Origin of the sequence: Niallia sp. FSL K6-0212 (genome assembly GCF_038007605.1) — a bacterium.
In the GTDB taxonomy this organism is placed as follows: domain Bacteria; phylum Bacillota; class Bacilli; order Bacillales; family Cytobacillaceae; genus Niallia; species Niallia circulans.
Window position 1 is genome coordinate 1 of record NZ_JBBOXL010000001.1, and the last position, 24,138, is coordinate 24,138.

Annotated in this window: 24 protein-coding genes; 8 read left to right on the forward strand and 16 right to left on the reverse strand. The window is 36.0% G+C overall.

Annotated elements, in window-relative coordinates; genetic code table 11:
* The 3 genes from MHH96_RS00005 to MHH96_RS00015 form a co-directional block, all read right to left on the reverse strand.
* Positions 1–1,458: heavy metal translocating P-type ATPase (locus MHH96_RS00005; RefSeq protein WP_341116250.1), on the reverse strand; the 1,458-nt coding region annotated here is incomplete at its 3' end.
* A gap of 83 nt (positions 1,459–1,541) precedes the next feature.
* The gene (copZ, locus tag MHH96_RS00010; protein WP_047942331.1) at positions 1,542–1,748 is read right to left on the reverse strand and encodes a copper chaperone CopZ; all 207 of its coding nucleotides are present in this window, start codon (positions 1,746–1,748) and stop codon (positions 1,542–1,544) included.
* Positions 1,749–1,760: 12 nt separating this feature from the next.
* Positions 1,761–2,087, reverse strand: coding sequence for a metal-sensitive transcriptional regulator (locus MHH96_RS00015; protein ID WP_047942332.1), 327 nt, complete (start codon positions 2,085–2,087; stop codon positions 1,761–1,763).
* A gap of 141 nt (positions 2,088–2,228) precedes the next feature.
* Here MHH96_RS00015 and MHH96_RS00020 point away from each other — a divergent pair, with 141 nt between their 5' ends.
* A complete protein-coding gene (locus MHH96_RS00020; RefSeq protein WP_047942333.1) occupies positions 2,229–2,876 on the forward strand; it encodes a GntR family transcriptional regulator in 648 nt (215 codons plus the stop codon).
* Positions 2,877–2,911: 35 nt separating this feature from the next.
* Here the strand turns inward: MHH96_RS00020 and MHH96_RS00025 are convergent, their stop codons facing one another.
* Positions 2,912–3,361: a MarR family winged helix-turn-helix transcriptional regulator gene (locus MHH96_RS00025; protein WP_047942334.1), complete on the reverse strand. Its 450-nt coding sequence runs from the start codon at positions 3,359–3,361 to the stop codon at positions 2,912–2,914.
* A 154-nt stretch (positions 3,362–3,515) separates the two neighbouring features.
* Here MHH96_RS00025 and MHH96_RS00030 point away from each other — a divergent pair, with 154 nt between their 5' ends.
* Complete coding sequence (locus tag MHH96_RS00030) at positions 3,516–4,976, forward strand: MFS transporter (RefSeq protein ID WP_047942335.1); 1,461 nt, start codon at positions 3,516–3,518, stop codon at positions 4,974–4,976.
* A gap of 61 nt (positions 4,977–5,037) precedes the next feature.
* Here the strand turns inward: MHH96_RS00030 and MHH96_RS00035 are convergent, their stop codons facing one another.
* The 8 genes from MHH96_RS00035 to MHH96_RS00070 form a co-directional block, all read right to left on the reverse strand.
* A complete protein-coding gene (locus MHH96_RS00035) occupies positions 5,038–5,805 on the reverse strand; it encodes a MerR family transcriptional regulator (RefSeq protein WP_061799149.1) in 768 nt (255 codons plus the stop codon).
* Between the two features lie 239 nt (positions 5,806–6,044).
* Positions 6,045–6,758: a GntR family transcriptional regulator gene (locus MHH96_RS00040; protein ID WP_047942337.1), complete on the reverse strand. Its 714-nt coding sequence runs from the start codon at positions 6,756–6,758 to the stop codon at positions 6,045–6,047.
* A gap of 247 nt (positions 6,759–7,005) precedes the next feature.
* Complete coding sequence (locus MHH96_RS00045; RefSeq protein ID WP_144546574.1) at positions 7,006–7,731, reverse strand: DsbA family oxidoreductase; 726 nt, start codon at positions 7,729–7,731, stop codon at positions 7,006–7,008.
* Between the two features lie 137 nt (positions 7,732–7,868).
* Positions 7,869–8,465 carry a nitroreductase family protein gene (locus MHH96_RS00050; protein WP_144546521.1) on the reverse strand — a complete coding sequence of 199 codons (597 nt, stop codon included), beginning with the start codon at positions 8,463–8,465 and terminating at the stop codon, positions 7,869–7,871.
* Positions 8,466–8,615: 150 nt separating this feature from the next.
* Positions 8,616–9,149 carry an NADPH-dependent FMN reductase gene (locus MHH96_RS00055; RefSeq protein ID WP_095258633.1) on the reverse strand — a complete coding sequence of 178 codons (534 nt, stop codon included), beginning with the start codon at positions 9,147–9,149 and terminating at the stop codon, positions 8,616–8,618.
* 139 nt (positions 9,150–9,288) lie between these two features.
* Positions 9,289–10,476, reverse strand: a complete 1,188-nt coding sequence (locus MHH96_RS00060) for an aminotransferase-like domain-containing protein (RefSeq protein ID WP_144546519.1) — start codon at positions 10,474–10,476, stop codon at positions 9,289–9,291.
* A 609-nt stretch (positions 10,477–11,085) separates the two neighbouring features.
* Positions 11,086–12,360 (reverse strand): IS110 family transposase, encoded by a 1,275-nt coding sequence (locus tag MHH96_RS00065; RefSeq protein WP_047945042.1) that lies wholly within the window; start codon positions 12,358–12,360, stop codon positions 11,086–11,088.
* A 324-nt stretch (positions 12,361–12,684) separates the two neighbouring features.
* On the reverse strand, positions 12,685–13,842 hold the full coding sequence (locus tag MHH96_RS00070) for a GNAT family N-acetyltransferase (RefSeq protein WP_144546328.1): 1,158 nt from the start codon (positions 13,840–13,842) through the stop codon (positions 12,685–12,687).
* A 253-nt stretch (positions 13,843–14,095) separates the two neighbouring features.
* Between MHH96_RS00070 and MHH96_RS00075 the strand changes: the two genes are divergently transcribed.
* Positions 14,096–14,287, forward strand: coding sequence for a hypothetical protein (locus MHH96_RS00075; RefSeq protein ID WP_144546326.1), 192 nt, complete (start codon positions 14,096–14,098; stop codon positions 14,285–14,287).
* Between the two features lie 431 nt (positions 14,288–14,718).
* Here MHH96_RS00075 and MHH96_RS00080 read toward each other — a convergent pair whose 3' ends face one another.
* The 4 genes from MHH96_RS00080 to MHH96_RS00095 form a co-directional block, all read right to left on the reverse strand.
* On the reverse strand, positions 14,719–15,792 hold the full coding sequence (locus MHH96_RS00080; RefSeq protein ID WP_144546324.1) for a sulfate/molybdate ABC transporter ATP-binding protein: 1,074 nt from the start codon (positions 15,790–15,792) through the stop codon (positions 14,719–14,721).
* Positions 15,793–15,819: 27 nt separating this feature from the next.
* Positions 15,820–16,692: a sulfate ABC transporter permease subunit CysW gene (gene cysW / locus MHH96_RS00085; RefSeq protein ID WP_061799163.1), complete on the reverse strand. Its 873-nt coding sequence runs from the start codon at positions 16,690–16,692 to the stop codon at positions 15,820–15,822.
* A 17-nt stretch (positions 16,693–16,709) separates the two neighbouring features.
* Positions 16,710–17,555 carry a sulfate ABC transporter permease subunit CysT gene (gene cysT / locus MHH96_RS00090; RefSeq protein ID WP_144546322.1) on the reverse strand — a complete coding sequence of 282 codons (846 nt, stop codon included), beginning with the start codon at positions 17,553–17,555 and terminating at the stop codon, positions 16,710–16,712.
* Between the two features lie 129 nt (positions 17,556–17,684).
* Positions 17,685–18,737, reverse strand: coding sequence for a sulfate ABC transporter substrate-binding protein (locus MHH96_RS00095; RefSeq protein ID WP_144546320.1), 1,053 nt, complete (start codon positions 18,735–18,737; stop codon positions 17,685–17,687).
* Positions 18,738–19,364: 627 nt separating this feature from the next.
* Between MHH96_RS00095 and MHH96_RS00100 the strand changes: the two genes are divergently transcribed.
* The 5 genes from MHH96_RS00100 (at position 19,365) to MHH96_RS00120 (ending at position 24,044) form a co-directional block, all read left to right on the forward strand.
* Positions 19,365–19,589 (forward strand): hypothetical protein, encoded by a 225-nt coding sequence (locus tag MHH96_RS00100; protein ID WP_251688454.1) that lies wholly within the window; start codon positions 19,365–19,367, stop codon positions 19,587–19,589.
* Positions 19,590–19,951: 362 nt separating this feature from the next.
* On the forward strand, positions 19,952–20,728 hold the full coding sequence (locus MHH96_RS00105; RefSeq protein ID WP_061799168.1) for an amino acid ABC transporter substrate-binding protein: 777 nt from the start codon (positions 19,952–19,954) through the stop codon (positions 20,726–20,728).
* Positions 20,729–20,800: 72 nt separating this feature from the next.
* Positions 20,801–21,460, forward strand: coding sequence for an ABC transporter permease subunit (locus MHH96_RS00110; RefSeq protein WP_144546318.1), 660 nt, complete (start codon positions 20,801–20,803; stop codon positions 21,458–21,460).
* 15 nt (positions 21,461–21,475) lie between these two features.
* Positions 21,476–22,222, forward strand: coding sequence for an amino acid ABC transporter ATP-binding protein (locus MHH96_RS00115; RefSeq protein ID WP_047943803.1), 747 nt, complete (start codon positions 21,476–21,478; stop codon positions 22,220–22,222).
* A 493-nt stretch (positions 22,223–22,715) separates the two neighbouring features.
* Positions 22,716–24,044: an arsenic transporter gene (locus MHH96_RS00120; protein ID WP_144546336.1), complete on the forward strand. Its 1,329-nt coding sequence runs from the start codon at positions 22,716–22,718 to the stop codon at positions 24,042–24,044.
* Positions 24,045–24,138: the final 94 nt, after the last annotated feature.

A 24,138-nucleotide genomic window follows, 5' to 3' on the forward strand; every position in this document is an offset into this window, starting at 1 on the left:
ATATTCTGCAGCTCTTCCTGATCCAGCCATAATAGATGTCGGTGTCGCAAGCCCTAATGCACAAGGACAAGCAATAACTAAAACAGCGATCAGCTTTTCGAGACTTTCCGCAAAATCACCAGGTGTAATGATAAAATACCAGAAAAGAAAAGTAATCAGCGCAAGACTCACAACAATGGGCACAAAAATACCAGAAATATGATCGGCCAAACGCTGAATGGGCGCTTTCGAACCTTGTGCTTCTTCGACCACTTTAATGATTTGTGCCAGTGCGGTTTCTTTGCCAACCTTTGTTGCTTTTATTTTTAAAAAGCCATTTTTATTTATGGTGGCCCCTATAACAGTGTCCCCAGCCTGTTTATCAACTGGAATGCTCTCCCCCGTTAACATGGATTCATCAATGGCAGACTGTCCTTCGATAATTTCTCCATCAACAGGAATTTTTTCACCTGGTTTTACAAGCAGTATCTCACCAGCCACAACTTCTTCAAGCGGTATTTCCATTTGTTCTCCGTGGCGAATAACAACCGCTGTTTTTGCTTGAAGCCCCATTAATTTTTTTATCGCCTCAGAGGATCTTCCTTTTGCTTTGGTTTCAAATAATTTACCTAATAGAATTAAGGTAATCAAGATTGCACTTGTTTCAAAATAAAGCCCTGCAGGGTGGCCAGAATGTCCCAATGCTTCAAAGGATAAATAAACGCTATAAAAATAGGCAGCGGAAGTTCCTAACGCAACTAGAACATCCATATTAGCGCTCTTATTTTTCAATGCTTTATATGCCCCTACATAAAACTGCTTCCCGACAAAAAATTGAATAGGAGTTGCCAATGCCATCTGAACCCATGGATTCATCAATAAATCTGGGACATATAGAAAAGAAGTAAAGGAAAAGTGGCCCACCATTGTCCATAAAAGAGGCAGTGATAAAATCATCGAGAAGATAAATTTGCGTTTTTGTCTCTTAAATTCTGCTTCTTTTTGATTGATGGATGCTTGTTTGGATTCTTTCTTCGTTGCCCCATAACCAAGCTTTGTTACTTTACTAATTAGTTCCTCAGGTACCACAGTTGCTGGATTATATTCTACCGTGGCATTTTCTAAAGCCAGATTAACGGTTGCTTTATTCACCCCAGCCATTTTATTAAGTCCTTTTTCAATTCTTGTTGCACATGCTGCGCAGGTCATTCCTGAGATGTCTAATTCAATTTTTTCCGTAACAATTCCATAACCTAACCCTTCCACTTTTTCTTTAATCTTGCTTGGAGAGAGTTCATCCACCCTATATTTAACTGTCGCTTGTTCCAGCGCCAAATTTACAGTAGCATTCTCTACACCTTGCATTTTATTTAATCCTTTTTCAATACGAGTTGCACAAGCAGCACAAGTCATTCCCGTAATTTCAAAGGTTTGTTCTTTTACTTGCTCTTTCCTTTTCATAACACTTTGTTCCGCCATATCACAAAACTCCTTATACCTATATAGGGTATATTTTATTGAAAATAAAAATGTGCAAAAAAACAGCACATTTCCTCTTTAAATTACTTTACATCATAACCTTGCTCATCAATTGTTTCCTTAATCATGTCTAGAGTTACTTCATTTGCATTGTATGAAACATCAACTAATCCTTCTTTTAAATGAACTTTGACAGCAGAAACTCCATTAAGCTCTCCTACGCTTCCTTCTACCGCTTTCACACAATGATTACAAGACATGCCCTCTACTGTTAATGTTACATTTTCCATTTAAAACACTCCTTATTTTTTCATTAATTTCTGAATAGTTGTTAAAACCTCGTCGACTACTTCCATGTCGCCTTCTTGGATACGTTCAACAACACAGTTTTTTAAATGTCCTTCTAATAAAATCTTTGCTACACTATTTAAAGCAGATTGAGTCGCAGAAATTTGTGTAATAACATCATCACAATACGTATCTTTTTCGATTAACCCTTTTATGCCTCTGATCTGGCCTTCAATCCGATTTAGCCTAGTAACTAAGTTTTGCTTTACTTTATCTGAATGATGACTTTTTCGGTCACTCGTTAAATGGCAATTATCTATTCCTTGTTCCTTCTTCTCCAATAAGTCTCCCCCCTTCTTCCATATTCCACCTTATATTTATATCATACCCCCGTATCGTATAAATGTAAACAATAAAGTATGACAAAATAGTGAAAAATACTCTTTTTCCCTAATATAACCAAATTATGATATATTATTGCTATGAAAAATATTAGGCATATTCCTCGTCAATCATTAAGAGATCAAGTATACGAACAGTTAAAATCAGCAATCATTCATCTTGAATTAACACCAGGGGAAAGAATTAACGATAAGGCACTGGCTGAACAATTTGGTGTAAGCAGAACCCCTGTACGAGAAGCAATCAAAAAATTGGAGGATGAAGGATTAATTGTAACTTCTCCAGGTTCAGAAACCATTGTCAGTCTAATAGAAGTAGACCAAGCAATGCATGCCTTAACAGTCGTTGCCGCGCTCCATGCATTAGCAGCTAAATTAGCTTCTATTACTTTGTCTTCTACCGATGTCGAAAAAATGAAGGCCATTAATAACGAATTTGGTGAAGCACTCAAATCTGAGGATAAGTATAAAGCAATTCAAAAAGATGACCAATTTCATGCCGTTATTTTAGAAGCATCTCAAAATCCAGAAATAGTTATCGCTCTAGAACGACTTCTCCCTAAAATTCGGCGTTTAGAATTATTAAAATTTAATACTATTGATGGGAAAAAGTCGATCAAACAGCATCACGAGATTATTACATGTATTGAAAAGGGAAACAAATCCCTGCTTCCAACCTTAATCGAGAATAATTGGCTAAGCTTGGTCGAATATTTAGCAGAAAAATGAAAGTAGGAGGGGAATTTTTTATTCCCCTCCTACTTTCATTTTTCCTTCTCTACCGTCACCATATTACTCATTAATTCTGGATAAATCTTAAATAGTAAGGAAAGTAATTGCTGCTCCTCTTCTTCCGTTAGATTTTTCGTCATCTCTTTATTTAATCTTTCTAGCACTTTTTGTATTTCTGGAAAAATGTTCAATGCTTTTGTAGTTGGATATAAATTATAGGCACGCCGATCGTTATCATCTGTATGCCTAACAATATATCCCACGCTTTCTAGATGTTTTACCGCTCTAGCTGTTGTTGCTTTATCAAATTTTAAAACAAAGGAAAGTTCGTCTTGATTAATTCCTGGTTTCGCAATAATTGTTTTCAAAAAAGCTTGCTGCCCACCATTTCCTAATTTATAAGGTTTTAATTCCTTGGAAAGGAATTTCTGATTCTGCCTGTGAATCATCGATACAATCCTTCCAATTGGTATATCGCTCATTATGTTCCTCCCCCCCTCGGATAGTTTCGCTTCGGAAAGCGAACACTAAAATCACTGATTGTAGCATACAAAATAATAGTTGCCTGCGCAACTAACTTATTTTAAAATAAAGCAATAATAGTTGCTCATGCAACTAAATAAATGAGGTGATTATTTGCATACTTCTGTAACTGAAAATAAAAACGAAGGTCATCAGCGCCGATGGCTCATTTTTATTGTTTTAAATATATTCACATTTATGGGGACGCTCGATGCGAGTATTGTCAATATTGCGCTTCCGACTATATCTAAACAATTAAGTCTTGCTTTTGCTAACTCTCAATGGATTGTGATTAGTTATTTACTAACCATTTGTACCGTTATCCTTTTTTTCGGAAAACTGGGAGACATATTTGGGAAAATCAAAGTTTTTAAATGGGGATCTGTTCTGTTTATTATTGGTTCTTTTCTTTGTGGCTTGAGTGGTTCGCTTGCTTTTTTAGTCTTTTCTCGAATTATCCAAGCAATTGGTTCAGCTATGACGATGGCAAATAGCCAAGGGATTGTGACAGAAATTTTTCCAGTTAAAGAAAGAGGAAAAGCCCTAGGACTTATTGGTACCTTTGTCTCTCTAGGAAGTATTACTGGACCAAGCTTAGGAGGAATTATTATTTCAAGTTTAGGATGGGAATACATATTCTGGATTAACCTCCCCATTGGCGTTATTGCTATATCACTAGCATGGAAGACCCTGCCTAAGGATATAACACTAACTAAGACAAAAATCGATGTAGCAGGAAGTTTATTATTCAGCATTGCGATTATTCTCCTTATCGGCGGCTTACTGCTTGGTCAGCAATATGGCTACAACAACTGGATGATTATTGCTTCTATCCTAATCGGTTTGATTACATTCATCAGTTTTGTCATGGTGGAATATCGAAGAGAAAGCCCAATGTTAGAGCTCTCGATTTTTAAAAATCCACTTTTTTCTATTAGTATTTTTTGTGCATTTATCGTTTTTATTGCGAACTTCTGCTTTAATATCCTATCACCATTTTACACACAGGACATTCTTGGGATGTCTGCATTACATTCAGGATATATTCTGATGCTCTTTCCGATTACGATGGCCATTGTGGCTCCAATAAGCGGCTCGTTATCGGACAAAATTAGCGGTCAGGCCATTACTTTTGCTGGATTATTAGTAATGATTGCTGCTCAAATTGGACTAACATTCCTTCATGAAGGAAGTTCTATAACTCACCTTGCCTTGTGGATTATTATGCTTGGTGCGAGTTCGGGTCTCTTCCAATCCCCTAACAATTCGCTAATTATGTCAACCGTAGAGCGAAAGCAGTTAGGAATAGCTGGAAGCATTAATTCACTTGTTCGAAACTTAGGAATGGTTGTTGGTATTTCTCTTGCTACAAGCATCTTATTCTCTGTGATGAGCATGAAAGCAGGATACCGAGTAACTGCCCTGATTCCTGGTAGACCTGATATTTTTCTAAGCGGTATGCATGTAGTATTTCTTGTATCCAGCAGCCTTTGTTTCATTGGTTTGCTTCTCACCGGCTGGAGATATGCTGCATCGCACAAAGCGGATGAAAAAAAAGTTCGAAACGCTTCTTAATCGATAACTTGTTAAGAAAGCTCCTTGATTTTCATCAAGGAGCTTTTTCATTAACTAGCTATTAATCAGAATCCATACCGGTATAAATTAAAATAGCTTCGCGTAAAAACGCTGTCGTCCCTACTTGCACCTTATCATAATATGCCGTAAATCGTTCATCAGCAATATACATATCAGCAAGTCCTGCATGTGCCTCTTTCTTGTATTCTGGCCAATTGAAGGTTAGCCATTGGCGATGTAAATCAGCAGCATTCTGAGCAGCTTTCCCAGCAGGATTACCTTCTTTTAGCGCTTCTTTAAGAGTGGAAAAAAGCTTATTTTCTATCTCTATCATATTGCGGTAATCCTCTTCAGACATATTCATTAGTTTCGCATTAGATTGGTCGATAATTTTTTCGCCATACTTTTCTCGCAGTTCTTTCCCATACTTTGCTTCATTATCAGAAATCAGCTTATTCTTAAAGCCCTCGAACTTTTCTTTATCAGACATTGTCATACTCCCTTCTAATGTTTTCATCGTTTTCTCAACATTTTCAATCAATTGTATTAACTGTTTATGCTTTGCCAGAAGTTTTTCGTGATGCTCCTTTAACGCTTCTTTGACGTCAAAAGAAGGAGAAGCCATCATTTTTTTTATTGTTTCTAATGGAACATCTAATTCGCGGTAAAAAAGAATTTGCTGTAACCTATCTACTTCATTTGGTCCATAAATCCGATATCCTGATGAATTGATTCTCGCCGGCTTGAGAAGATCAATTTCATCATAATAGCGTAATGTTCGTGTGCTTACTCCAGCTAACTTTCCTAATGACTGTACGGTATATTCCATCTTTTCATCTCCTGACTATTCCATCATAAAAGATTAACGTAACGTTAATGCAAATTGTTTTTTTCATACTTGAACAAAAAAGCAGTTATCACATCGAAGGATAACTACTTTTTTGATTAAAGACAATCAATCTCTCATTTAATTAGTTAAGGAAAAAGATTTCGTCATTCCACCTTGTTTGTATCCAATGATATAAAAACAGACTAAATGAATTTTCCCTATAGTGTTGAGCCACCAATTTATCTTTTTAAATTTACAGTTGTTACTTCAAATTTGTCATAGCGGTGACGGGAAAAGGAATACTCAAATGGAACGCCATTGTTTAAATATCCTACATGCTCTACTTCTAGAATTGGATCATTTAATTCACATTCCAGATGTTCATGGTCCAATTCTGTTGATTTACATGCTCTTATTTTTCGATGGGAACCAGCTATGGTTAACCCTAATGTTTTGGTAATATGCTCATAAACCGATCCATATAACACTGCATCATTTAATCCCGAAATAACTGTCGTTGGCATATAAGTAATTTCTAAAACATATGGTTCACTTTTTACAGATCTTAATCGGATTAAATAATATACAGGTGTTTTAATATCTATCGCTAAGTGGGCTGCAACCTCCTCGGAAGGAAAATGGACTTCAAATTTAATAATTTTGCTTTCAATCTTTTCGCCATCCAATAGCTTGGAAAGTCCAGTTATTTCATTTGTTAACACATTTACTCTGCTAGCATGCAAAGCGGATTGAACTATAAAGGTTCCATGCCCTCTTTTTCGATAGAGCAGCCCTTCCATCACTAGTTTGTCCAATGCTCTTTTCATTGTCATTCTACTGCAAGAAAACTCTTTAGATAATGATATTTCATCCGGTATTGGATGATCCAATGGGTAATAATTTTCTTTAATTCGACGTTTTACTTCGACTGCAATTGCTTCATACTTGTTCATACACGAGCCACCTTAATTAAGAAGAAATAATTCTAAATATGTTATTTGTTATTTTAATTATAAACATTTATCTTTAAAAGTCTATACTTTAAAAACCAACCCTTAGTATATCTATTTATAGTATAGTACATTTTCTTATAAATCGTATACTTTTTTAAAAACGCTTTCAAAAAAATAACAAAGAGAGATAGCCATCTCTCATGCGACTATCCCTTGCTCTTTTTTATTTATTCTTATCAAATATGGGTTATTTCTTCGGAATTTCGCAGCCTTCATCTGTACAAATAGCACCTTCTGCATCAGTTCCTGAAAGATCTTGAAATTTAGGGGCTGGATGGTCTTCCTGCCACACTTGTTCAAGCACACGTTTGAAAGTCTCTGTAGGCTGCGCACCAGAAACAGAGTATTTTTGATTGATTACAAAGAATGGGACACCAGTTACGCCGATTTGGCTAGCAAGCGCTTCGTCTATTCGGACATCATTAGCAAAGCTTGTGGAATCAGCCAATACTTGTCTTAGTGCTTCCTCTTCCAACCCTACTGATTTCCCTATTTCCACCAAAGTATCTGGATCACTTATTAGTTTTCCTTCTGTAAAGTAGGCATGCAATAACTGCTCGGTTAGCTCTTTATCTTTTCCAACCGTTTTCGCATACTTTGTTAGTCGATGGGCATCAAATGTATTGGTAGGTTTCATATTATCAAAATCATATTTCAAGCCTGTGCTTGCAGCTTGACTTCCTACATTGTTATTAGCATTTTTTGCTTCTTCAATACTCATTCTGTATTTACCAGCAAGTACTTCATGAATACTTTTACCACTGTAAACTTCAGCATTTGAATCTAATTCAAAGCTCTTAAATTCTACTTCCACTTGATCTTTATAAGGAAATTGCTCTAAGGCAATCTCTAAACGGCGTTTTCCTATATAACAAAATGGACACACAAAGTCTGACCATACTTCAATTTTCATCATTTCACCTTCTTCATAATGATCCTATAATCCTATCACACCAACAGAAATATTACTTCTATTTTGCTTTAGGTAATGCTGCCCATCTCTTACTAATAGAAAAACCCCTGTTACAGGAGTCCTTCTGGTTATCTTGTTTATTTATATATTTTCACGCGATCCTCTAATGGTTTGAATTCTTTTTCTCCTGGTTCTGCTATTGGCTTGCCGAATGGCATTTGGGCAACAAGCTTCCAAGAAGAGGGTATCGACCATTCTCCTTGTACTGCCTCATCAATAAGTGGATTGTAGTGTTGTAAAGAAGCTCCGAATCCCACTTCCTCCAGAGCAGTCCAAATGACTAATTGATGCATGGCATTTGTTTGATTAGCCCAAACAGGAAAATTCTCAGCATATAGGGCAAATTGTTTTTGTAGTCCTTCTATCACTTCCTGATCTTCGAAGAACAAAATCGTTCCATATCCTGCTTTAAAAGAATTTATTTTTTCTTTTGTAGAAGAGAAATTCTCAGCAGGAACAATTTTTTCTAACTCACTTGCTGTCATATCCCATAGTTTATCATGCTGTTCCTGTAATAAAACCACCACTCTTGAACTTTGAGAATTAAAAGAAGAAGGCGTATGTAGCACAGCTTCATCTACTATTTCTTGGATTTTTTCATCCGACACAACAGCTTCTTTGCTTATACCATAATAGGAACGACGATTTTTTATTGCTTCTAAAAATGCACTCATTTTTTCCTCCAGTAAAAAATTTTTTCTTCTATAATATTACCCATTTGTCTTATTCTTAAAATGACTTCTAAAAAATTTTACAAGGCTTTATCTCTTCGATATTTCTCAAAAAAGAGAGTAATCTTTAAAAGGCTTACTCTCTGTACTGCATTATCCACGAATGGTTTTTAATGCAGTGCTCCAAGCGACTACTTGGTCAAGCATCGCATTCATATTTTCTAAATGTAGAGGTGCTGGTTTAAAGGTTGTAAAGTTCTCAAAATCTGTAAATAGTGAAAGGGTAGGATGAACGCGAACATCTGCAATATGTAATTCGCCCAGAATTCCTCTTAAGTGTTCTGCTGCACGTGCACCACCTGTGGATCCATAACTTACGATTCCTGCTGCTTTATTATTCCATGCTTCTCTTGCAGAATCTAATGCATTTTTTAATGCGCCAGAAATACTGTGATTATATTCCGCTACAACAAATACGAAGCCATCCAGGCTTGCTAACTTTTCATTCCATGCTGCAACATTCTCTTGTCCTTCAGCTGCACCTAAAAATGGTAAGTTAAATTCGGCAATATCAACGATTTCATATTCGGCATCGCCACGCTTGTCAGCAATTTCCTTTACCCATGCCCCAACTTGTGGACTTACTCTTCCTTGACGAGTGCTGCCTAAGATAATTCCAATTTTCATCATCCAACCTCCAAATTTTTAAAATATTATTACATTTTTTATCCTAATACTGAGATTATTTAATTGCAAGCAAAAACACTTACTATTATTCAAAACGTTATTAAAAGTAACTAACTTGTACTTATGTTATTTAAGAGTTCTAACAAACGTCCTTGACTATTTCCCCCAAATTTGTAATTCCCTTTATAATCTTTTCTTCTGACATATAAGAATAATTTATTCGGCAATGATTTTTCTCTTGCTTATTAGGGAAAAAACTCTCTCCAGGAACATAGGCAACCTTAGCGATTGGTAAACTGTGTTCCTGCATGAGTATTTTTGTATCGATATGCTGTGGAAAAGTAAGCCATGTAAACAATCCTCCCTGTGGATTTGTATAGGTAATACTATTAGGAAAAGTATCGCGTAAGGTTTGGAACATTACTTCTTTTTTCTGTTTATACGTTTCACGAATATGGGCAATATGTTCATCTAAATCATACATGTCCATAAATCGGTTCACTGCATACATATTTAAGGTAGAATTTTGTGTATCGGAAGCCATTTTTAATAGGCTTAGTTTTTCCGCCAAATCACGATTAGCAATTAACCAACCTAGGCGGAGACCTGGACTAAGAATTTTTGAGAAGCTGCCAATATGAATCACTCTTCCCTCTGTATCAAAACTTTTAATCGCTGGTAAATCCTTCCCTTCATAACGTATTTCCCGATATGGACTATCCTCTACGATAACCACATTATATTTATTGGCTAAGCTTACTAGGGCCTTTCTTCTCTCTAAGCTCATTGTCACACCTGTAGGATTCTGAAATTCAGGAACCGTATAGATAAGCTTTGCATTGGGATGCTTCTGTAATGCCGCTTCAAGCTCGTCCATACGCATCCCATTTTCATCCATCGAAACACCTACATATTCCGGTTCATATGGGTTAAACGCAGCAAGTGCTCCTAGAAAAGTCGGATTCTCTGTAATTATGATATCTCCTCTATCGATAAATGCTTTAGCTGTAAGGTCTAAACCTTGCTGACCTCCTTGAATAATAAAAAGATTATCAACACTACAGCTTATCCCAATCGTTTTTACTCGACTTACAAGCTTTTCTCTTAATGACATTAGCCCCTCTGTCCCTGTGTATTGAAGCGCTAATTTTCCTTCTTCCTGCAAAACCTGATCATACACCTTCCTTAATTTTCCAATAGGAAAAATTTCCGGGTCTGGATATCCGCCCCCAAATGAAATAATAGCTGGATCTCCACCTAATCTTAATAATTCGCGGATAGCTGATGGCTTTACTCTTTCTATTCGATTAGCAAATTTATATTTCATTTTGTCCTCCTTATGTCTATTCCCCTCTTTTTATTGTAGGCGGAATTTTCAGTATATTTATTCATTATATGGTAATGTTTCAATCTTGGAAATATTATTTTTTAAGATATGAGTGGATAATGGCAAAATAAAAGCTATTCTCTTCCATAGAGAATAGCCCAGCTTGTCGACAAAAGGATATTGGAGAAGTAAAAATGCATTTTCATGCGTTGCTTGGAGTGGAGGGGGTGAGACTCCCTCGAGGAAAGTTGATATACCAACGTTTACAGCGTTATTTTTTTAGTCCAATATTTTTTTAGGAAAACTCTTTGAATCATATTTTAACTAACTATTCCATTAATTATAATATTTGGTAAGTAAGTGGACGCGACGCTAGAGCCAATAGGGATTTATTGACAAATATACACTATTAGATGCATCCGGTATCTCTACTCTTCTTATGAGGACGTACCCTCCCATGTCTCTTAGCGTCGCGCGCTTACATTCCTTCGTTTGGTCTCATCATAAGGCAGAGGCTGGTATCATGCTCCTGTATGGACTCTAAGTCGTAAGTCTCTCTAAAAGCCAGCTTTCCTGTCATCTTTTTGAATATAACCGTCTTATAGATTTTTATTTGGGTTGGAGGATAGAGAGATCTTGTCTCATTCGCTCCTTATCAAACAGTACTTCTTGCTGACAAAGTCCATGAAAAATTTTTAACATTTTATTACATAGAACGACTAATGCTTCTTTCTTCTTCAAAGGGTTTTCTTTTCTAGAGATATAATACTGATATAAATCATAAAAGGTTTCATTATTTCTAATCAAAGGCAAGACAGCACGATAGAGAAGGGCTCGCAGCTTTCTTCTCCCTCTTTTGGAGATTCGCTTTTGTCCAATCATCTTTCCAGAAGAGTTCTCTCGTAAGGTTAATCCCGCTAATTTAATAAGTTGGCGTGGATGTTTATAATGCTTGAGAGAACCCACTTCTGCTAGTAAATCTATAACGGTAGTTTCCCCAATGCCAGGGATTGATAATAAATAATGATATTCCGCTTGTTGCTCTGCTAGTGTCTTTAAACTTTCATTTACCTGTTCTAATTGCTTTGTCAGAAGTTCGTATTGAGTAATTAAAGAGTAAATTTCTATACGAGCCATATTGGAGCCTTCTGTTAATCCAATAGATTGTACCGCCACTCTCTTTAGTTGTGCTATTTTAGGTCTTGCTGGATACTTTAGTTTTTCCTTTTCCAAGTATAAAAGGACTAACTCCTCGATTTCTTTTTCCATTAAGTCTACTGGTAAAGGGGTATGTTTTAATATGGCACATGCATTCAGCCCTAAATCTTTAAATGCTACTTTAAATTCAGGAAAGTAACGATCCGTCCAGCGAATGATACGATTTTTCACTTTCGAAATGTCCTTTTTCAGATTCCACCGAATAGAGGAACCTTCTCTAAGCTCTGCTTCTATTCCTTCTATTTGACGAGGATCACTAAAGTATCCATTGGTTATTAGTTTAGCAATGACTCTCGCATCCTTCTTATCATTCTTCGTTTGTAAGTTATCATCCAACTCCTTGGAACGATTCACATGTAGAGGATTGACCATGACAAAACGAATATCATTTTGGGTAAGAAAAGCAGCTAAATTCATCCAATAGTGCCCAGTAGGCTCGAATCCAATCAATAAATCATCCTTTTGATGAATGGCCTTTAGATTTTGAAGCTTGAGATAAAATTGATGAAAACCATGATGAGACTGGTGGATAGAAAAAGAGGTACTTAACTCAACCCCTCGATCGTCCACCGCACATGCATAGTGTGTATTTTTAGCAATGTCAATTCCAATGATTAAAGTGGAAGTAGACACTTGATTTAAACGGTGATTACGGGTATTATTCATAATAGATTCTCCTTCTGACGCTGTGTTGATTGGTCTCAATATAAGCATCATAAAGGAGGATCTTTTTTTGTGCAATACCACAGAAACTAATCCCACAGGAATGCTCCTGTGGGATTAGCGAGACAGTCTGAGACCCTGCAGGCTGTAAGCAGACCGCGGCTCAGCGCGAGCCCCACGGAAAGCGAACCCCCGGAGCGGAAAGTAACGTCTAAATTCAAAGAGATTAATAAATATACTTTACTCAAACTTCTATTTCCAACATACAGGAGTTTGTCTACAGTCTGAGCTATTCTCTTCCATAGAGAATAGCCTTTTAAAGAAAAATTATATTTTGGTTGGAGTGATTTTTTTTATCCTTTTTTCCATCGTTACCGCTTTGACGGACAGCCCATTAGGATTAGGAGCTGTCTCTTCTTTTGTGATGACAAATCCTATTTTTTCGTATAATTGGATATTTTTTAGGACATTCGCTCTTACTTTACACACTACTTTCTGCTTGCCATTTTGGATGGCATATTCTTCTATCCAAGCTAGCAGTTTTTTAGCTATTCCTTTCCCTCTTGCTGACGGAATGACAGAAAGTCTGGAAAAATAGAGAGAATCATCTTGAAGCTGCAGACGAGAAGAACCAAGGGGAACATCATCTATCCAACATATGATTGCTTGCTCTGTTCCATTTTTAAGAGCATAAAGGAATTTGTCAGCTGGTTCCGTTAGTGCACTAGAAGGTACCTCGCTATAACGGTAATCTTCAAATGCTTCTAGCATTAGTCTATGAACAATCGGAGCATCTTCTTCTGTCACAAGCCTTATCCGCTCTTTTCGCTTCCTATCTATTAAGATACCCTTTAAGGAAGAAATACTGCCTGCAATAAATGTTGCCTTTACTTTGTTCAGCTCGTCATAGGACCCATAGCCGTAAGTAACACCGATTGAATCTATTCCTGCATTGTTCGCTCCAATAATATCATGTTCCCGATCTCCTATCATCACAAACTCTTCAGGCTTATACGCAGGATACAATTCTAATATGTATTGAATTATTTCTGTTTTCGATGATCTAGTGCCATCCAGATTACTTCCAATTATGTGGGTAAAGTACGTTTCTATTTGAAAATACTTCAAAATCTTTTCTGCGAATATAGTTGGTTTTGAAGTTGCCACAATCATAATACAGCCTTTTGCTCTTAAGCTTTCAAGTAATGGAATAATTTCAGGATATAGTTCATTTTCATACATTCCTAACTGCGTAAACCTCTCTCTATAATAGGAAATCGCTTGATCCGTTATTTCTTGATTATAACCATAATATTCCATAAATGATTCTTGTAGAGGTGGTCCAATAAATCTTTCTAGTTTACGTAAATCAGATTCTTTCTTTCCAAGCTTTTGTAGTGCATATTGAATAGATTTTGTTATTCCTTCTTTAGGATCTGAAATCGTACCATCTAAGTCAAATAATATTATTTGATAATTCCCCATTAAGACACCTCTTTTTCTATACTAAAAAACTCAAAATTCTCAATCTTCTCATCCTTTTGCCCTATTATAACGAATGGTTCCCCTCGCCTCAATAGAAATTTTGCCATACAAAAAAATATGATTGTTTATTTTAATTCCTTCTTAACCACTATGAATAGTCAATTATTTGTTGTATAATAAAAGAAAGCTTCGGCAAACTTAATAATTATTATTCTAGTGCACTCAAATTCACTTATTAATAGGAGGAAGTAAAATGGTTTACTATGATAAATCGAAAACCGTTAAAAATATATTGATCCAAAAGATTGTTTGCAATAGCGGTCTCTCCTCTGAAATGCTACAAACTCTCTCTATTCCTGAATTAAAAGAAACATTAAACAAAGTTTACCCCAGCACACATCCACATAATGGCTGCGGTTCTCTTAAATGGAAAAAAGTACGATAATTTCACATACAACCAAAAGGAGAGTGGGACATAACAAAATAATTATTGGAGAAAGACGAACAATCTCTAAATTAGTAGGGAAACCAATTCGTTCCATTACGCTACAGACACTCTATGCGCCAGTGAGCAAACTAAGCCTGTGGGGTCTTAGGCTTTGCTCTACTTCCCGCAGGAGTTGAGTGTCCTCCGCTCCATTTCACTCCGTTTTTAAAGATTATTTAGTTCTAGCATTTTTTTCAAAAGAAAATAAAACGGAGCAGACTGAATACACTGCGCTCGGAAAGCGCAGTGTATTCAGTCTGCGGCGATTACCACAAACCTTCTTTCTTAAAATAAATAAAAAACCCAAACAATTATACGATTTTTTTTAGTGTACACATATAATTGTTCGGGATTAAATTTAATTGAAATACTTATGTCTTAGTATGTTTTTATATGGAGAAATCTTCTGGAATAAATACTTTTAATTGATTGGGCTTCACGTAAACCTGGTCTTTTAAATGAATAGAAAGTGACCGATACATTTCTTTTGTAATTTCTGCTTCTAAAAATTCATCTGAATCCTCTCTCTTTAATTCTAAATGGACAATCGGACCGACTATATGAATATGATGAATCGAGGCTAAAATTGAATCATCTCCTTGTTCTTCTTTACTTATATGAATATCATGGGGACGAACATATCCTATTGCTTGCTTGTTATGTTCATGCTTCCACTCTGGAACAGAAAAACTACTCTTTCCTTGAATAAGCTTTCCAGCTTCAAGTCTGCCATAGAATAAGTTTACATTGCCGAGAAAGTCATATACAAACGGACTATTTGGGTGTTCATACACTTCTTCCGGTGAACCAATTTGCTCTATTTTCCCTTCATTCATAACAACTATTCGATCAGCGACGTCCAGTGCCTCTTCTTGGTCATGGGTAACAAACACACTTGTAATATGAAACTCATCATGTAGCCGCCTTAACCACCGTCTTAAGTCCTTTCTAACCTTTGCATCTAACGCACCGAACGGCTCATCCAGCAATAGCACCTTAGGCTCCACTGCCAATGCCCGTGCTAAGGCGACTCGTTGCTTTTGGCCTCCAGATAATTGGGAAGGATAGCGGTTTTTTAATTCTTCCAGTTTCACTAATTGTAATAATTCATTTACCTTTGATTCGATATCATGCTTTGCAGGTCGGTCTTTTCTTGGTTTTACCTTTAGTCCATAAGCAATATTATCAAAAACAGTCATATGGCGAAAAAGAGCATAATGCTGAAAGACAAACCCAACATTTCTCTCCTTTGTGCTTATTTCCGTCATATTATTTTCTCCAAAGTAAATGACTCCTTGATCCGCGGTCTCCAATCCAGCAATAATTCTTAATAGAGAGGTTTTTCCGGATCCTGAAGGACCTAGTAAGGCAACTAATTCCCCTGAATTAATTTCTAAATGTATATCCTTTAATGCTTGGAAAGAACCAAATGCTTTGGAAACATCTTTTATTAAAATACTCATCCCTATTTCCTCCTCTCATATGACTAATTATTCATAAGCTGTTTTTTTGGTCTTCCACTCTAGTAAGCTTTTAATAATTAACGTGATAATAGCTAATATCGACATAAGTGTTGCGACTGCGAATGCAGCGGCAAAACGATACTCCCCATACAAGATTTCTATATGCAGAGGCATGGTATTTGTCAATCCACGAATATGGCCTGAGACAACAGACACAGCTCCAAATTCTCCGATTGCTCTTGCATTACATAGAATAACTCCATATAATAATCCCCACTTTATATTCGGCAATGTTACATACCAAAACGTTTTCCAGCCTCCTGCTCCGAGTGTCAGTGATGCCTCTTCTTCTGAAGTTCCTTGTGCTTGCATTAAGGGAATTAATTCTCTTGCAACAAACGGTAAGGTAACAAAAACAGTTGCAAGGACAATACCTGGAACAGCAAAGATAATTTTTATATTATGGGCTAAAAGCCATTCCCCAAACAAACCATGGGTACTAAAAAGCAGCACGAATACCAATCCAGCTATTACTGGCGATACGGCGAAAGGTAGATCAATTAATGTAATGAATAGATTCTTTCCTTTAAAATGGAACTTTGATACAGCCCACGCTGCAGCAACTCCGAAAATCGCATTTAACGGTACTGCAATCACTGCTACCAATAAAGTAAGCTTTATTGCAGCTAAAGCATCAGGTTCAGTAATTGCTGCAAGATATAGCTTAGCCCCTTGATCAAATGCTTGAATAAAAATAGTCGCTAAAGGTAGTAACAAAAACAAGGCCAAGAATAAAAGTGCAGCACTAATGAGTACCCAACGCAGCCATTTTGGCTCTGAAGTATTTGATGTAGTTTGAATTGGTGTGGATACTTGCTGTAATCGCACATTTCCTGCCATATTTCACTCCTCCTTTCTTAATTTGGCGTCATATTTCGATTTGTCCACCACTGTAATAGATTTATGCAGAAAAGCAAAATAAAGGAGATAAATAACATGACAGATGCAATCGCAGTGGCACCCGCATAGTCATACTGCTCCAGTTTCGTAATTATTAATAATGGCGTAATTTCTGTTTTCATCGGCATATTTCCCGCGATAAAAACAACAGAGCCATATTCTCCTAACGATCGTGCAAATGCCAGCGTAAATCCTGCAAGAATTGCCGGCAGCAGCTCTGGAATTATTACTTTAATAAATGTCTGGAGCCGTGATGCGCCAAGGCTTGCTGATGCCTCTTCTATCTCCTTATCTAAATTTTGCAAAACCGGCTGAACCATCCGAACGACAAAAGGCAATCCGATAAAGGTTAAGGCAATAGTTACCCCAATAGGCGTAAAGGCAACCTTAAACCAAAGGAGACTGCCTATCCATCCATTTGGAGCATAAAGTGTTGTCAGTGCAATCCCTGCCACAGCAGTTGGAAGTGCAAAAGGCAAATCAACTAATCCATCCACCATTCTCTTGCCTGGAAAGGGATAGCGAACTAATACCCATGCAAGCAGCACACCAAATACTACATTTATTAAAGCAGCCGTAAAAGAAGCTCCAAAGCTTAATTTATAGGAGGCAACTACCCTTGGATCTAGGACCGTATCCCAAAACCTCTCCCAGCCCATTTTGGTTGTATTAAAGAAAATCATCGTTAATGGCAAAATGACCAATATACTTAGATAGAGCATAGTATATCCCAAGGACAAACCAAAGCCAGGAAGAGCATTATTCATTTTAATCCTTCTTTTTTGTTTTTTTCCGTTCCTCATTTCTTCACCTCTTTAGCTTGTAAATTAAATTGTTTTACACAAATTCATCATCATTCCCATATAACTGTATTAAAGGGAATGATGATGTAAAAATATGTTTCTCATAAAAATGCCCTTTTTCTCGTTCACTTAATTAGAAGGTATATAGATTTGATCAAATGTCCCACCATCACTAAAATGTTTTTCTTGTGCCTTTGTCCAGCCGCCGAAATCATCATCAATCGTAACTAATTCTATCTCTTCGAATTGATCTGCATATTTTTTTAACACTTCTGGATTCCTTGGACGATAATAATTTTTTGCAGCAATTTCCTGTCCTTCCTCACTATACAGAAACTGAAGGTACTCTTTGGCAACTTCTGTTGTTCCCTTTTTCTCTGTAATTCCTTCGACAACCGCTACTGGCGGCTCCGCTAAAATACTAAGAGATGGACTAACAATTTCGAACTTTTCTTTTCCTAACTCATCAATTGCTAAATACGCTTCATTTTCCCATGCTATTAAAACATCACCTATTCCTCTTTGAACAAATGTGTTCGTAGAATCTCGCGCTCCTGAATCAAGAACTTCTACATTTTGAAATAGTGCTTTAATAAATGCTTTGATTTTCTCTTCATCGCCATTAAACTGTTTGGCAGCATAAGCCCATGCAGCTAGATAATTCCACCTTGCTCCACCGGAGGTTTTAGGATTAGGTGTAACAACAGAGACATCAGCTTTAATTAAATCATCCCAATCCATAATATTCTTGGGATTTCCCTTTCTGACAAGAAACACAATAGTTGACGTATAAGGTGTAGAATTACTTTCAAACTTTGTTTGCCAATCTTCTGGAATAGCTCCTCTTTCCTTTACAATCGCATCAATATCACCTGCTAATGCTAGTGTAACTACATCAGCTTCGATACCATCAATTACTGCTCGAGCTTGCTTTCCAGATCCGCCATGAGATTGTTGTATCGCTACATCCTGGCCGGTTTTTTCTTTCCAATGTCTTGTGAATGCTTTGTTATATTCTTGGTAAAGTTCTCTCGTGGGATCATAGGAAACATTCAATAGTTCTATCTTAGAAGCATTAGTATTTTCTCCACTACTTTTTTCGCCACTGCATCCAGAGAGTACTAGTGATGCAGCTAAGAGAATGGTAAACATCTTAACAAATGATTTGACCTGTTTTTTCATAAAATAACTCCCCCTCTTTTGCAATAAAAAAGGCTGTTACCCTCTTTATTTAAGGTAACAGCCTTCAGTTTATCTGATCAGCATTCTTCCAATTGGAATATTAAATATTTTCAATAAATTTATTATTATTAATTTATACTCATTTCTCTTATAAGTCAACTAGGAATTATATTTTTCTTAGTGTATTATTTATCTAACTCTCTTCCTTATTTAACTAGTTATCTTTCCATGGAAAAACTCTATAATAGAATTATTATTTAATAAAGAGGTGCATAATTGGAAAATAAAAAAAGCTGTTTCTTGAAGGGAAAGAAAAATTACATGTTTTCTTCTTTTATACAGGCATGCGAAACTATATGGAAGAAGTCCTGCGCTTTATTTATGCTGGTATCGAAGCAAGAGAATATGTAATCCTTATCGACAATGATCGAAATTGCAAAAGGATATTCGAATAATTAAAATACAAACTTACATCTTCGCAATTGAAACAGATCCATTATGTAAATAGCTTAGATTTTTATTTTTCAAGTGGAAGTTATCATCCACCAGCTATTACAGATTATTTTAATAAAATGGTTCAGCCTTATCTAGATCAAAGTATTCCCTTTCGATGTAGAATGGGCAACGATGGAAGAGCCTTTTCATTTAATCGGAAATTTTGAGAAAATAGTTAATAACGCTGCCAACCACGTTTCCTTTCCATTAATTTGTGCTTATGGAGAATGGAAAGTGCCAAGTGTCTTAGAAACTACCTTGCACGAGACTCATCCTTATATTTTAAAAGATGATAAGCTTATTTCATCAAAAAAATACATAACAGATACACCCTTTTATGAAAAAGACGACAATTGAACTTGATTGATACGTAATTAATCGTTTAAAGGAGTAGGAGCAATCACAGTCTTTAATAATTGCTCCTACTCCTTCCCATATATCTCCATTCCTCACTGCCTCCTTTTGCTTCTATTAAACCTCAAATCTGATCTCTATAATTTCCATTAGATTAAAAAAAGCTCGCATAATTTTTTTTACATATTTCACCACGAAATCCTTTACTCTACTAATATGTTAAATTATTTTATTGACAACTTCTTTTTTGGTATGGTAAATTTTATACATTAGTTTATCACTCTAATATATTATCGAACTAAAGGATTTTAGTTTTATAGATTTTTTGTACTGAAAACATAATTTATAAAGGTGGCTTTCACAACATGAAACGTTTAGCAATTAATTTAGTTATTTTGGCATCTGTATTTTTCATTTTTACGGCATGTTCCAACAATTCTAAAGATAATAAGGAAGATACATTAGTCATTGGTATTGATGATAAATTCGCTCCAATGGGGTTTAGGGATGACAATAATGAAATTGTCGGCTTCGATATTGATTATGCAAAAGCTGCAGCTAAAAAAATGAATATGTCAGTTGAATTTCAACCAATTGATTGGAAAACAAAGGAATCAGAATTAAGCAGCGGCCGGATTGACTTAATTTGGAATGGCTATACTATTACAGATGAACGAAAAGAAAAAGTTCTTTTCACAAAGCCTTATCTAAAAAATGCACAAGTTGTCGTAACATTAGCGGACTCAAAAATAACCAAATTAGATGATTTAGAAGGAAAAGTTGTTGGTCTCCAATCTCTTTCTTCTGCATCCGATGCATTAAATGGTAGTCCTATTAAATCAAAAATTAAGGAAGTTACCGAGTTTTCCGATAACGTATTAGCATTAAATGATCTGAAATCTGGTCGTTTAGATGCAGTTGTCATAGATGAAATTGTTATTGATTACTATATGACAAAAGAACAAGATTCCTTTAAAATCCTTGATGAATCACTTGCCCCAGAAGAATACGGAATTGGGGTTAAAAAAGGGAACGAAGCATTATTAGAGAAGCTTCAAAAAGCACTTGATGAGATGAATGAAGATGGCACAGCCGCTGAAGTTTCCGAAAAATGGTTTGGTGAAAATAAAGTATTAAAGTAACATCGCAAATGAATCATAAACAAAACAGGATTTCTTTCCGAAACCCTGTTTTGTTTTGTTGGAGGAATAGAAATGGAAATTGATTATATTATATCGATACTAAAACCAATGTTGGAAGGGGCCAAAGCAACCGTTCTTTTATTTCTTATTGCTATTGTAGTGTCCATTCCATTAGGTTTCCTATTAACACTCGCAATCCGATCTACCATCAAGCCAATTGCATGGCTGGCAAGCTGTTATGTTTACATCATGCGCGGTACCCCGCTCTTACTGCAATTATTGTTTATATGCTTTGGGTTACCAATGATTCCAGAAATAGGAGAATATTTAGTCCTAGATCGTTTTGTCGCTGCCTCTTTAGGATTTATTTTGAATTATGCAGCCTATTTTGCCGAAATTTTCCGCGGAGGTCTGCTTGCAATTGATAAAGGTCAGTATGAAGCTTCTCAAGTGCTTGGTTTAAGTAAATGGCAAACAACCACACGGGTTGTTTTACCACAAATGTTTCGAATTGCCCTTCCTGCTGTGGCAAATGAATCTGTCACATTAGTGAAGGATACAGCCTTGCTGTATGCTGTTGCTGTACCCGAGTTACTGCACTTTGCCCAAACGGCGGTAAACCGAGATTTTACGATTATGCCCTTTTTTATTGCTGGGATTATTTATCTTATCATGACCCTGCTATTAACAGCATTATTTAAATGGCTGGAGCGCAGATTTAAATTTGAATAAGAAGGACGGATACTTATGGCAATCATTGAAATAGAGAATATAAAAAAATCATACGATAAGGTCGAAGTATTGAAGGGGATAACCTTTGATGTCGATAACAATGATGTTGTGGCTGTTATTGGTCCCTCTGGTTCTGGTAAAAGCACAATGCTCCGTTGTCTTGTCGATTTAGAAAAAATCGATGGAGGAACGATTCGTGTTTCTGGAGACGAGTTAGTGAAAGATGGAATATATGCTCCGCAGCAAAAAGTCAAACAAATTACTGCAAGAATGGGAATGGTTTTTCAGCATTTTAATCTATTTCCACATCTTACTGTAATAGACAATATTCAGCTTGCACCAAAATTAGTGAAGAAAGAATCTGCTTCTTCCCTTCAAGAAAGAAGTATGACAATCCTCGAAAAAATTGGTCTATCTAATTTTGCTAATGTCTATCCTGCCAAACTATCTGGAGGACAAAAGCAACGTGTGGCAATTGCTCGAGCATTAATGATGGAACCAGAAATTCTACTGTTTGATGAACCTACCTCCGCTTTAGATCCCGAACTAACAGGGGAAGTCTTAGCAGTGATGAAAGGTTTAGCAAAAGAAAAAATGACCATGATTGTCGTCACACACGAAATGGGATTTGCCAAGGAAGTGGCAAACAAAGTGGTTTTCATGGACAATGGAGTAATCGAAGAATCAGGTCCACCAGAAAGTCTATTCTCAATCCCCAAATCTGCCCGTACAAAAGCATTTCTTAGTGGGAAATTGAAATAATAATAAATCGAAAGAGCTTGAGATTTCAAGTTCTTTTTTTGTAGGAGAGATTGTTGTAAGAAATGATTGTTATTATAACAGACCTATAATTCCTATTAAAAATGAAATAATCGGATGCCCTTAAAATGACTTTGTGTAGAGAATCATGTTGTTATAATTAATATAATATATTTCATTCCTTTTTTTAGTTATATGGTAAAACTTGACTGCAGACTCTGTCTGATCCAGGGTATATGCAGTCTTCTTTTATAGTAAAGAATTGTATCATTGGCTTCTATGAAATACGTGCAACTATCTTAATAAGTTATATATCTTGCAGAGATACTAGCTGATTTTATCATAAATAGATTATTGTTTATAGCAGTCTGATGTAGTTAACGTATATATATAGTACAGGCATCGATAAAAGATAAATGAAGGAGCGTGAAATTATGATTCATAGTTCAGTATCTTGGAGGTGCGATAAGTGACTGATTTTGCATCAATATTTACCATTGCTTCATTCCTAACTACGATGATTTTGATCTTTTGGCGTCCTAAGGGAATGAACGAAGCAACTGCAGCAACCATTGGTGCCGTGTTAATCTTAATTAGTGGAAGTGTAACATTTTCTGATCTAGCAGATATTGGCTCAAAGGTTACTGAGGCAGCTATAACTATCATTGCTACAATGGTTATGGCATTAACAATGGAAAGCATTGGTTTTTTCCATTGGGCTGCTACCCGATTATTAAAAGCCGCAAAGGGATCTGGAAAAAAACTCTTTTGGCTGACTAACCTTCTTTGCTTTCTTATGACACTATTTCTCAATAACGATGGAAGTATCATAATAACTACACCTGTTCTACTGATGCTGTTTAGAAAAATTGGTATGAAGCAAAAGGAAAAATTTCCTTATTTAATTAGTGGAGCACTTATTGCAACTGCTTCTAGTGTTCCTATAGGTGTAAGTAATATTGTTAATTTAATCTCTTTAAAAATAATTGGTTTGGATCTTTATATGCAAACTGCTATGATGTTTGTCCCAGGAATAATTGGTTTAGCATTCCTCTATTTTATGTTGCTGGGAGTATTTTATCGACAACTGCCTAAAAAAATACCACTTGTTACCAAGAATATAGATTATAGACATATCTCTTCCTTGCATCCATTACTTTCAGATCCAAATACAGAAGAAACAAAGCGACAAACAAAACTAATGGTTGGTGTATTTGTGTTCATTTTTATGGTAAGAATTCTTCTATTTGTAGCCTCTTATTATCATATCCCCATCTCCATTGTTGCCGTAACTAGTTCTCTTCTTCTGTTAAGCTGGCGATGGATTTACTTGAAAGTAACTCCAAATGATATGTTGAAAAAAACACCTTGGGATATTTTTCTCTTTGCTTATTCTATGTATATTGTTGTCTATGGACTCCATAACATTGGACTAACAGGTTTCTTAGTTCAATTGGTTGAACCAACCATGGGGGAGCATTTGTTTAAAGGAAGTATAACAATGGGATTACTCTTGTCTGTAATGTCGAATATATTTAATAATCATCCCGCCTTAATGATTGGAACATTTACATTAACTGAAATGAATTTAGAGCCTGTCGTTCTAAAGACTTTATATTTAGCAAATATCATTGGAAGCGATATAGGATCATTGTTGATTCCCTCTGGAACATTAGCTACTTTGATTTGGATGCACATCTTAAAGCGGAATAAAGTAAATATATCTTGGGGGCAATATCTTAAAGTTACCATTCTTGTAATTCCAGCAACTGTATTGTTTACACTAGCCCTTCTTTATATGTGGATAGAACTATTTTTTTACTAATAGAATGCTTCTTTGAGATTGTACTTGAAAACATAGCGCTCTATCCAAAAGCACTTAAAAAAGAATATAACTAAAGGCATTAACTTTTTGATAA

Excerpts from the sequence above, each read along its gene's own strand:
- MHH96_RS00110 (WP_144546318.1), top strand. The coding sequence starts at position 20,801 with ATGGAAATTGATTATATTATATCGATACTAAAACCAATGTTGGAAGGG.
- MHH96_RS00035 (WP_061799149.1), bottom strand. The coding sequence starts at position 5,805 with ATGGAATATACCGTACAGTCATTAGGAAAGTTAGCTGGAGTAAGCACA.
- MHH96_RS00095 (WP_144546320.1), bottom strand. The coding sequence starts at position 18,737 with ATGAAAAAACAGGTCAAATCATTTGTTAAGATGTTTACCATTCTCTTA.
- MHH96_RS00045 (WP_144546574.1), bottom strand. The coding sequence starts at position 7,731 with ATGAAAATTGAAGTATGGTCAGACTTTGTGTGTCCATTTTGTTATATA.
- MHH96_RS00070 (WP_144546328.1), bottom strand. The coding sequence starts at position 13,842 with ATGGGGAATTATCAAATAATATTATTTGACTTAGATGGTACGATTTCA.
- MHH96_RS00100 (WP_251688454.1), top strand. The coding sequence starts at position 19,365 with ATGGAAGAGCCTTTTCATTTAATCGGAAATTTTGAGAAAATAGTTAAT.
- MHH96_RS00050 (WP_144546521.1), bottom strand. The coding sequence starts at position 8,465 with ATGAGTGCATTTTTAGAAGCAATAAAAAATCGTCGTTCCTATTATGGT.
- cysW (WP_061799163.1), bottom strand. The coding sequence starts at position 16,692 with ATGGCAGGAAATGTGCGATTACAGCAAGTATCCACACCAATTCAAACT.
- MHH96_RS00065 (WP_047945042.1), bottom strand. The coding sequence starts at position 12,360 with ATGAATAATACCCGTAATCACCGTTTAAATCAAGTGTCTACTTCCACT.
- MHH96_RS00060 (WP_144546519.1), bottom strand. The coding sequence starts at position 10,476 with ATGAAATATAAATTTGCTAATCGAATAGAAAGAGTAAAGCCATCAGCT.
- MHH96_RS00020 (WP_047942333.1), top strand. The coding sequence starts at position 2,229 with ATGAAAAATATTAGGCATATTCCTCGTCAATCATTAAGAGATCAAGTA.
- MHH96_RS00075 (WP_144546326.1), top strand. The coding sequence starts at position 14,096 with ATGGTTTACTATGATAAATCGAAAACCGTTAAAAATATATTGATCCAA.
- MHH96_RS00115 (WP_047943803.1), top strand. The coding sequence starts at position 21,476 with ATGGCAATCATTGAAATAGAGAATATAAAAAAATCATACGATAAGGTC.
- MHH96_RS00105 (WP_061799168.1), top strand. The coding sequence starts at position 19,952 with ATGAAACGTTTAGCAATTAATTTAGTTATTTTGGCATCTGTATTTTTC.
- MHH96_RS00025 (WP_047942334.1), bottom strand. The coding sequence starts at position 3,361 with ATGAGCGATATACCAATTGGAAGGATTGTATCGATGATTCACAGGCAG.
- MHH96_RS00055 (WP_095258633.1), bottom strand. The coding sequence starts at position 9,149 with ATGAAAATTGGAATTATCTTAGGCAGCACTCGTCAAGGAAGAGTAAGT.
- copZ (WP_047942331.1), bottom strand. The coding sequence starts at position 1,748 with ATGGAAAATGTAACATTAACAGTAGAGGGCATGTCTTGTAATCATTGT.
- cysT (WP_144546322.1), bottom strand. The coding sequence starts at position 17,555 with ATGAGGAACGGAAAAAAACAAAAAAGAAGGATTAAAATGAATAATGCT.
- MHH96_RS00080 (WP_144546324.1), bottom strand. The coding sequence starts at position 15,792 with ATGAGTATTTTAATAAAAGATGTTTCCAAAGCATTTGGTTCTTTCCAA.
- MHH96_RS00040 (WP_047942337.1), bottom strand. The coding sequence starts at position 6,758 with ATGAACAAGTATGAAGCAATTGCAGTCGAAGTAAAACGTCGAATTAAA.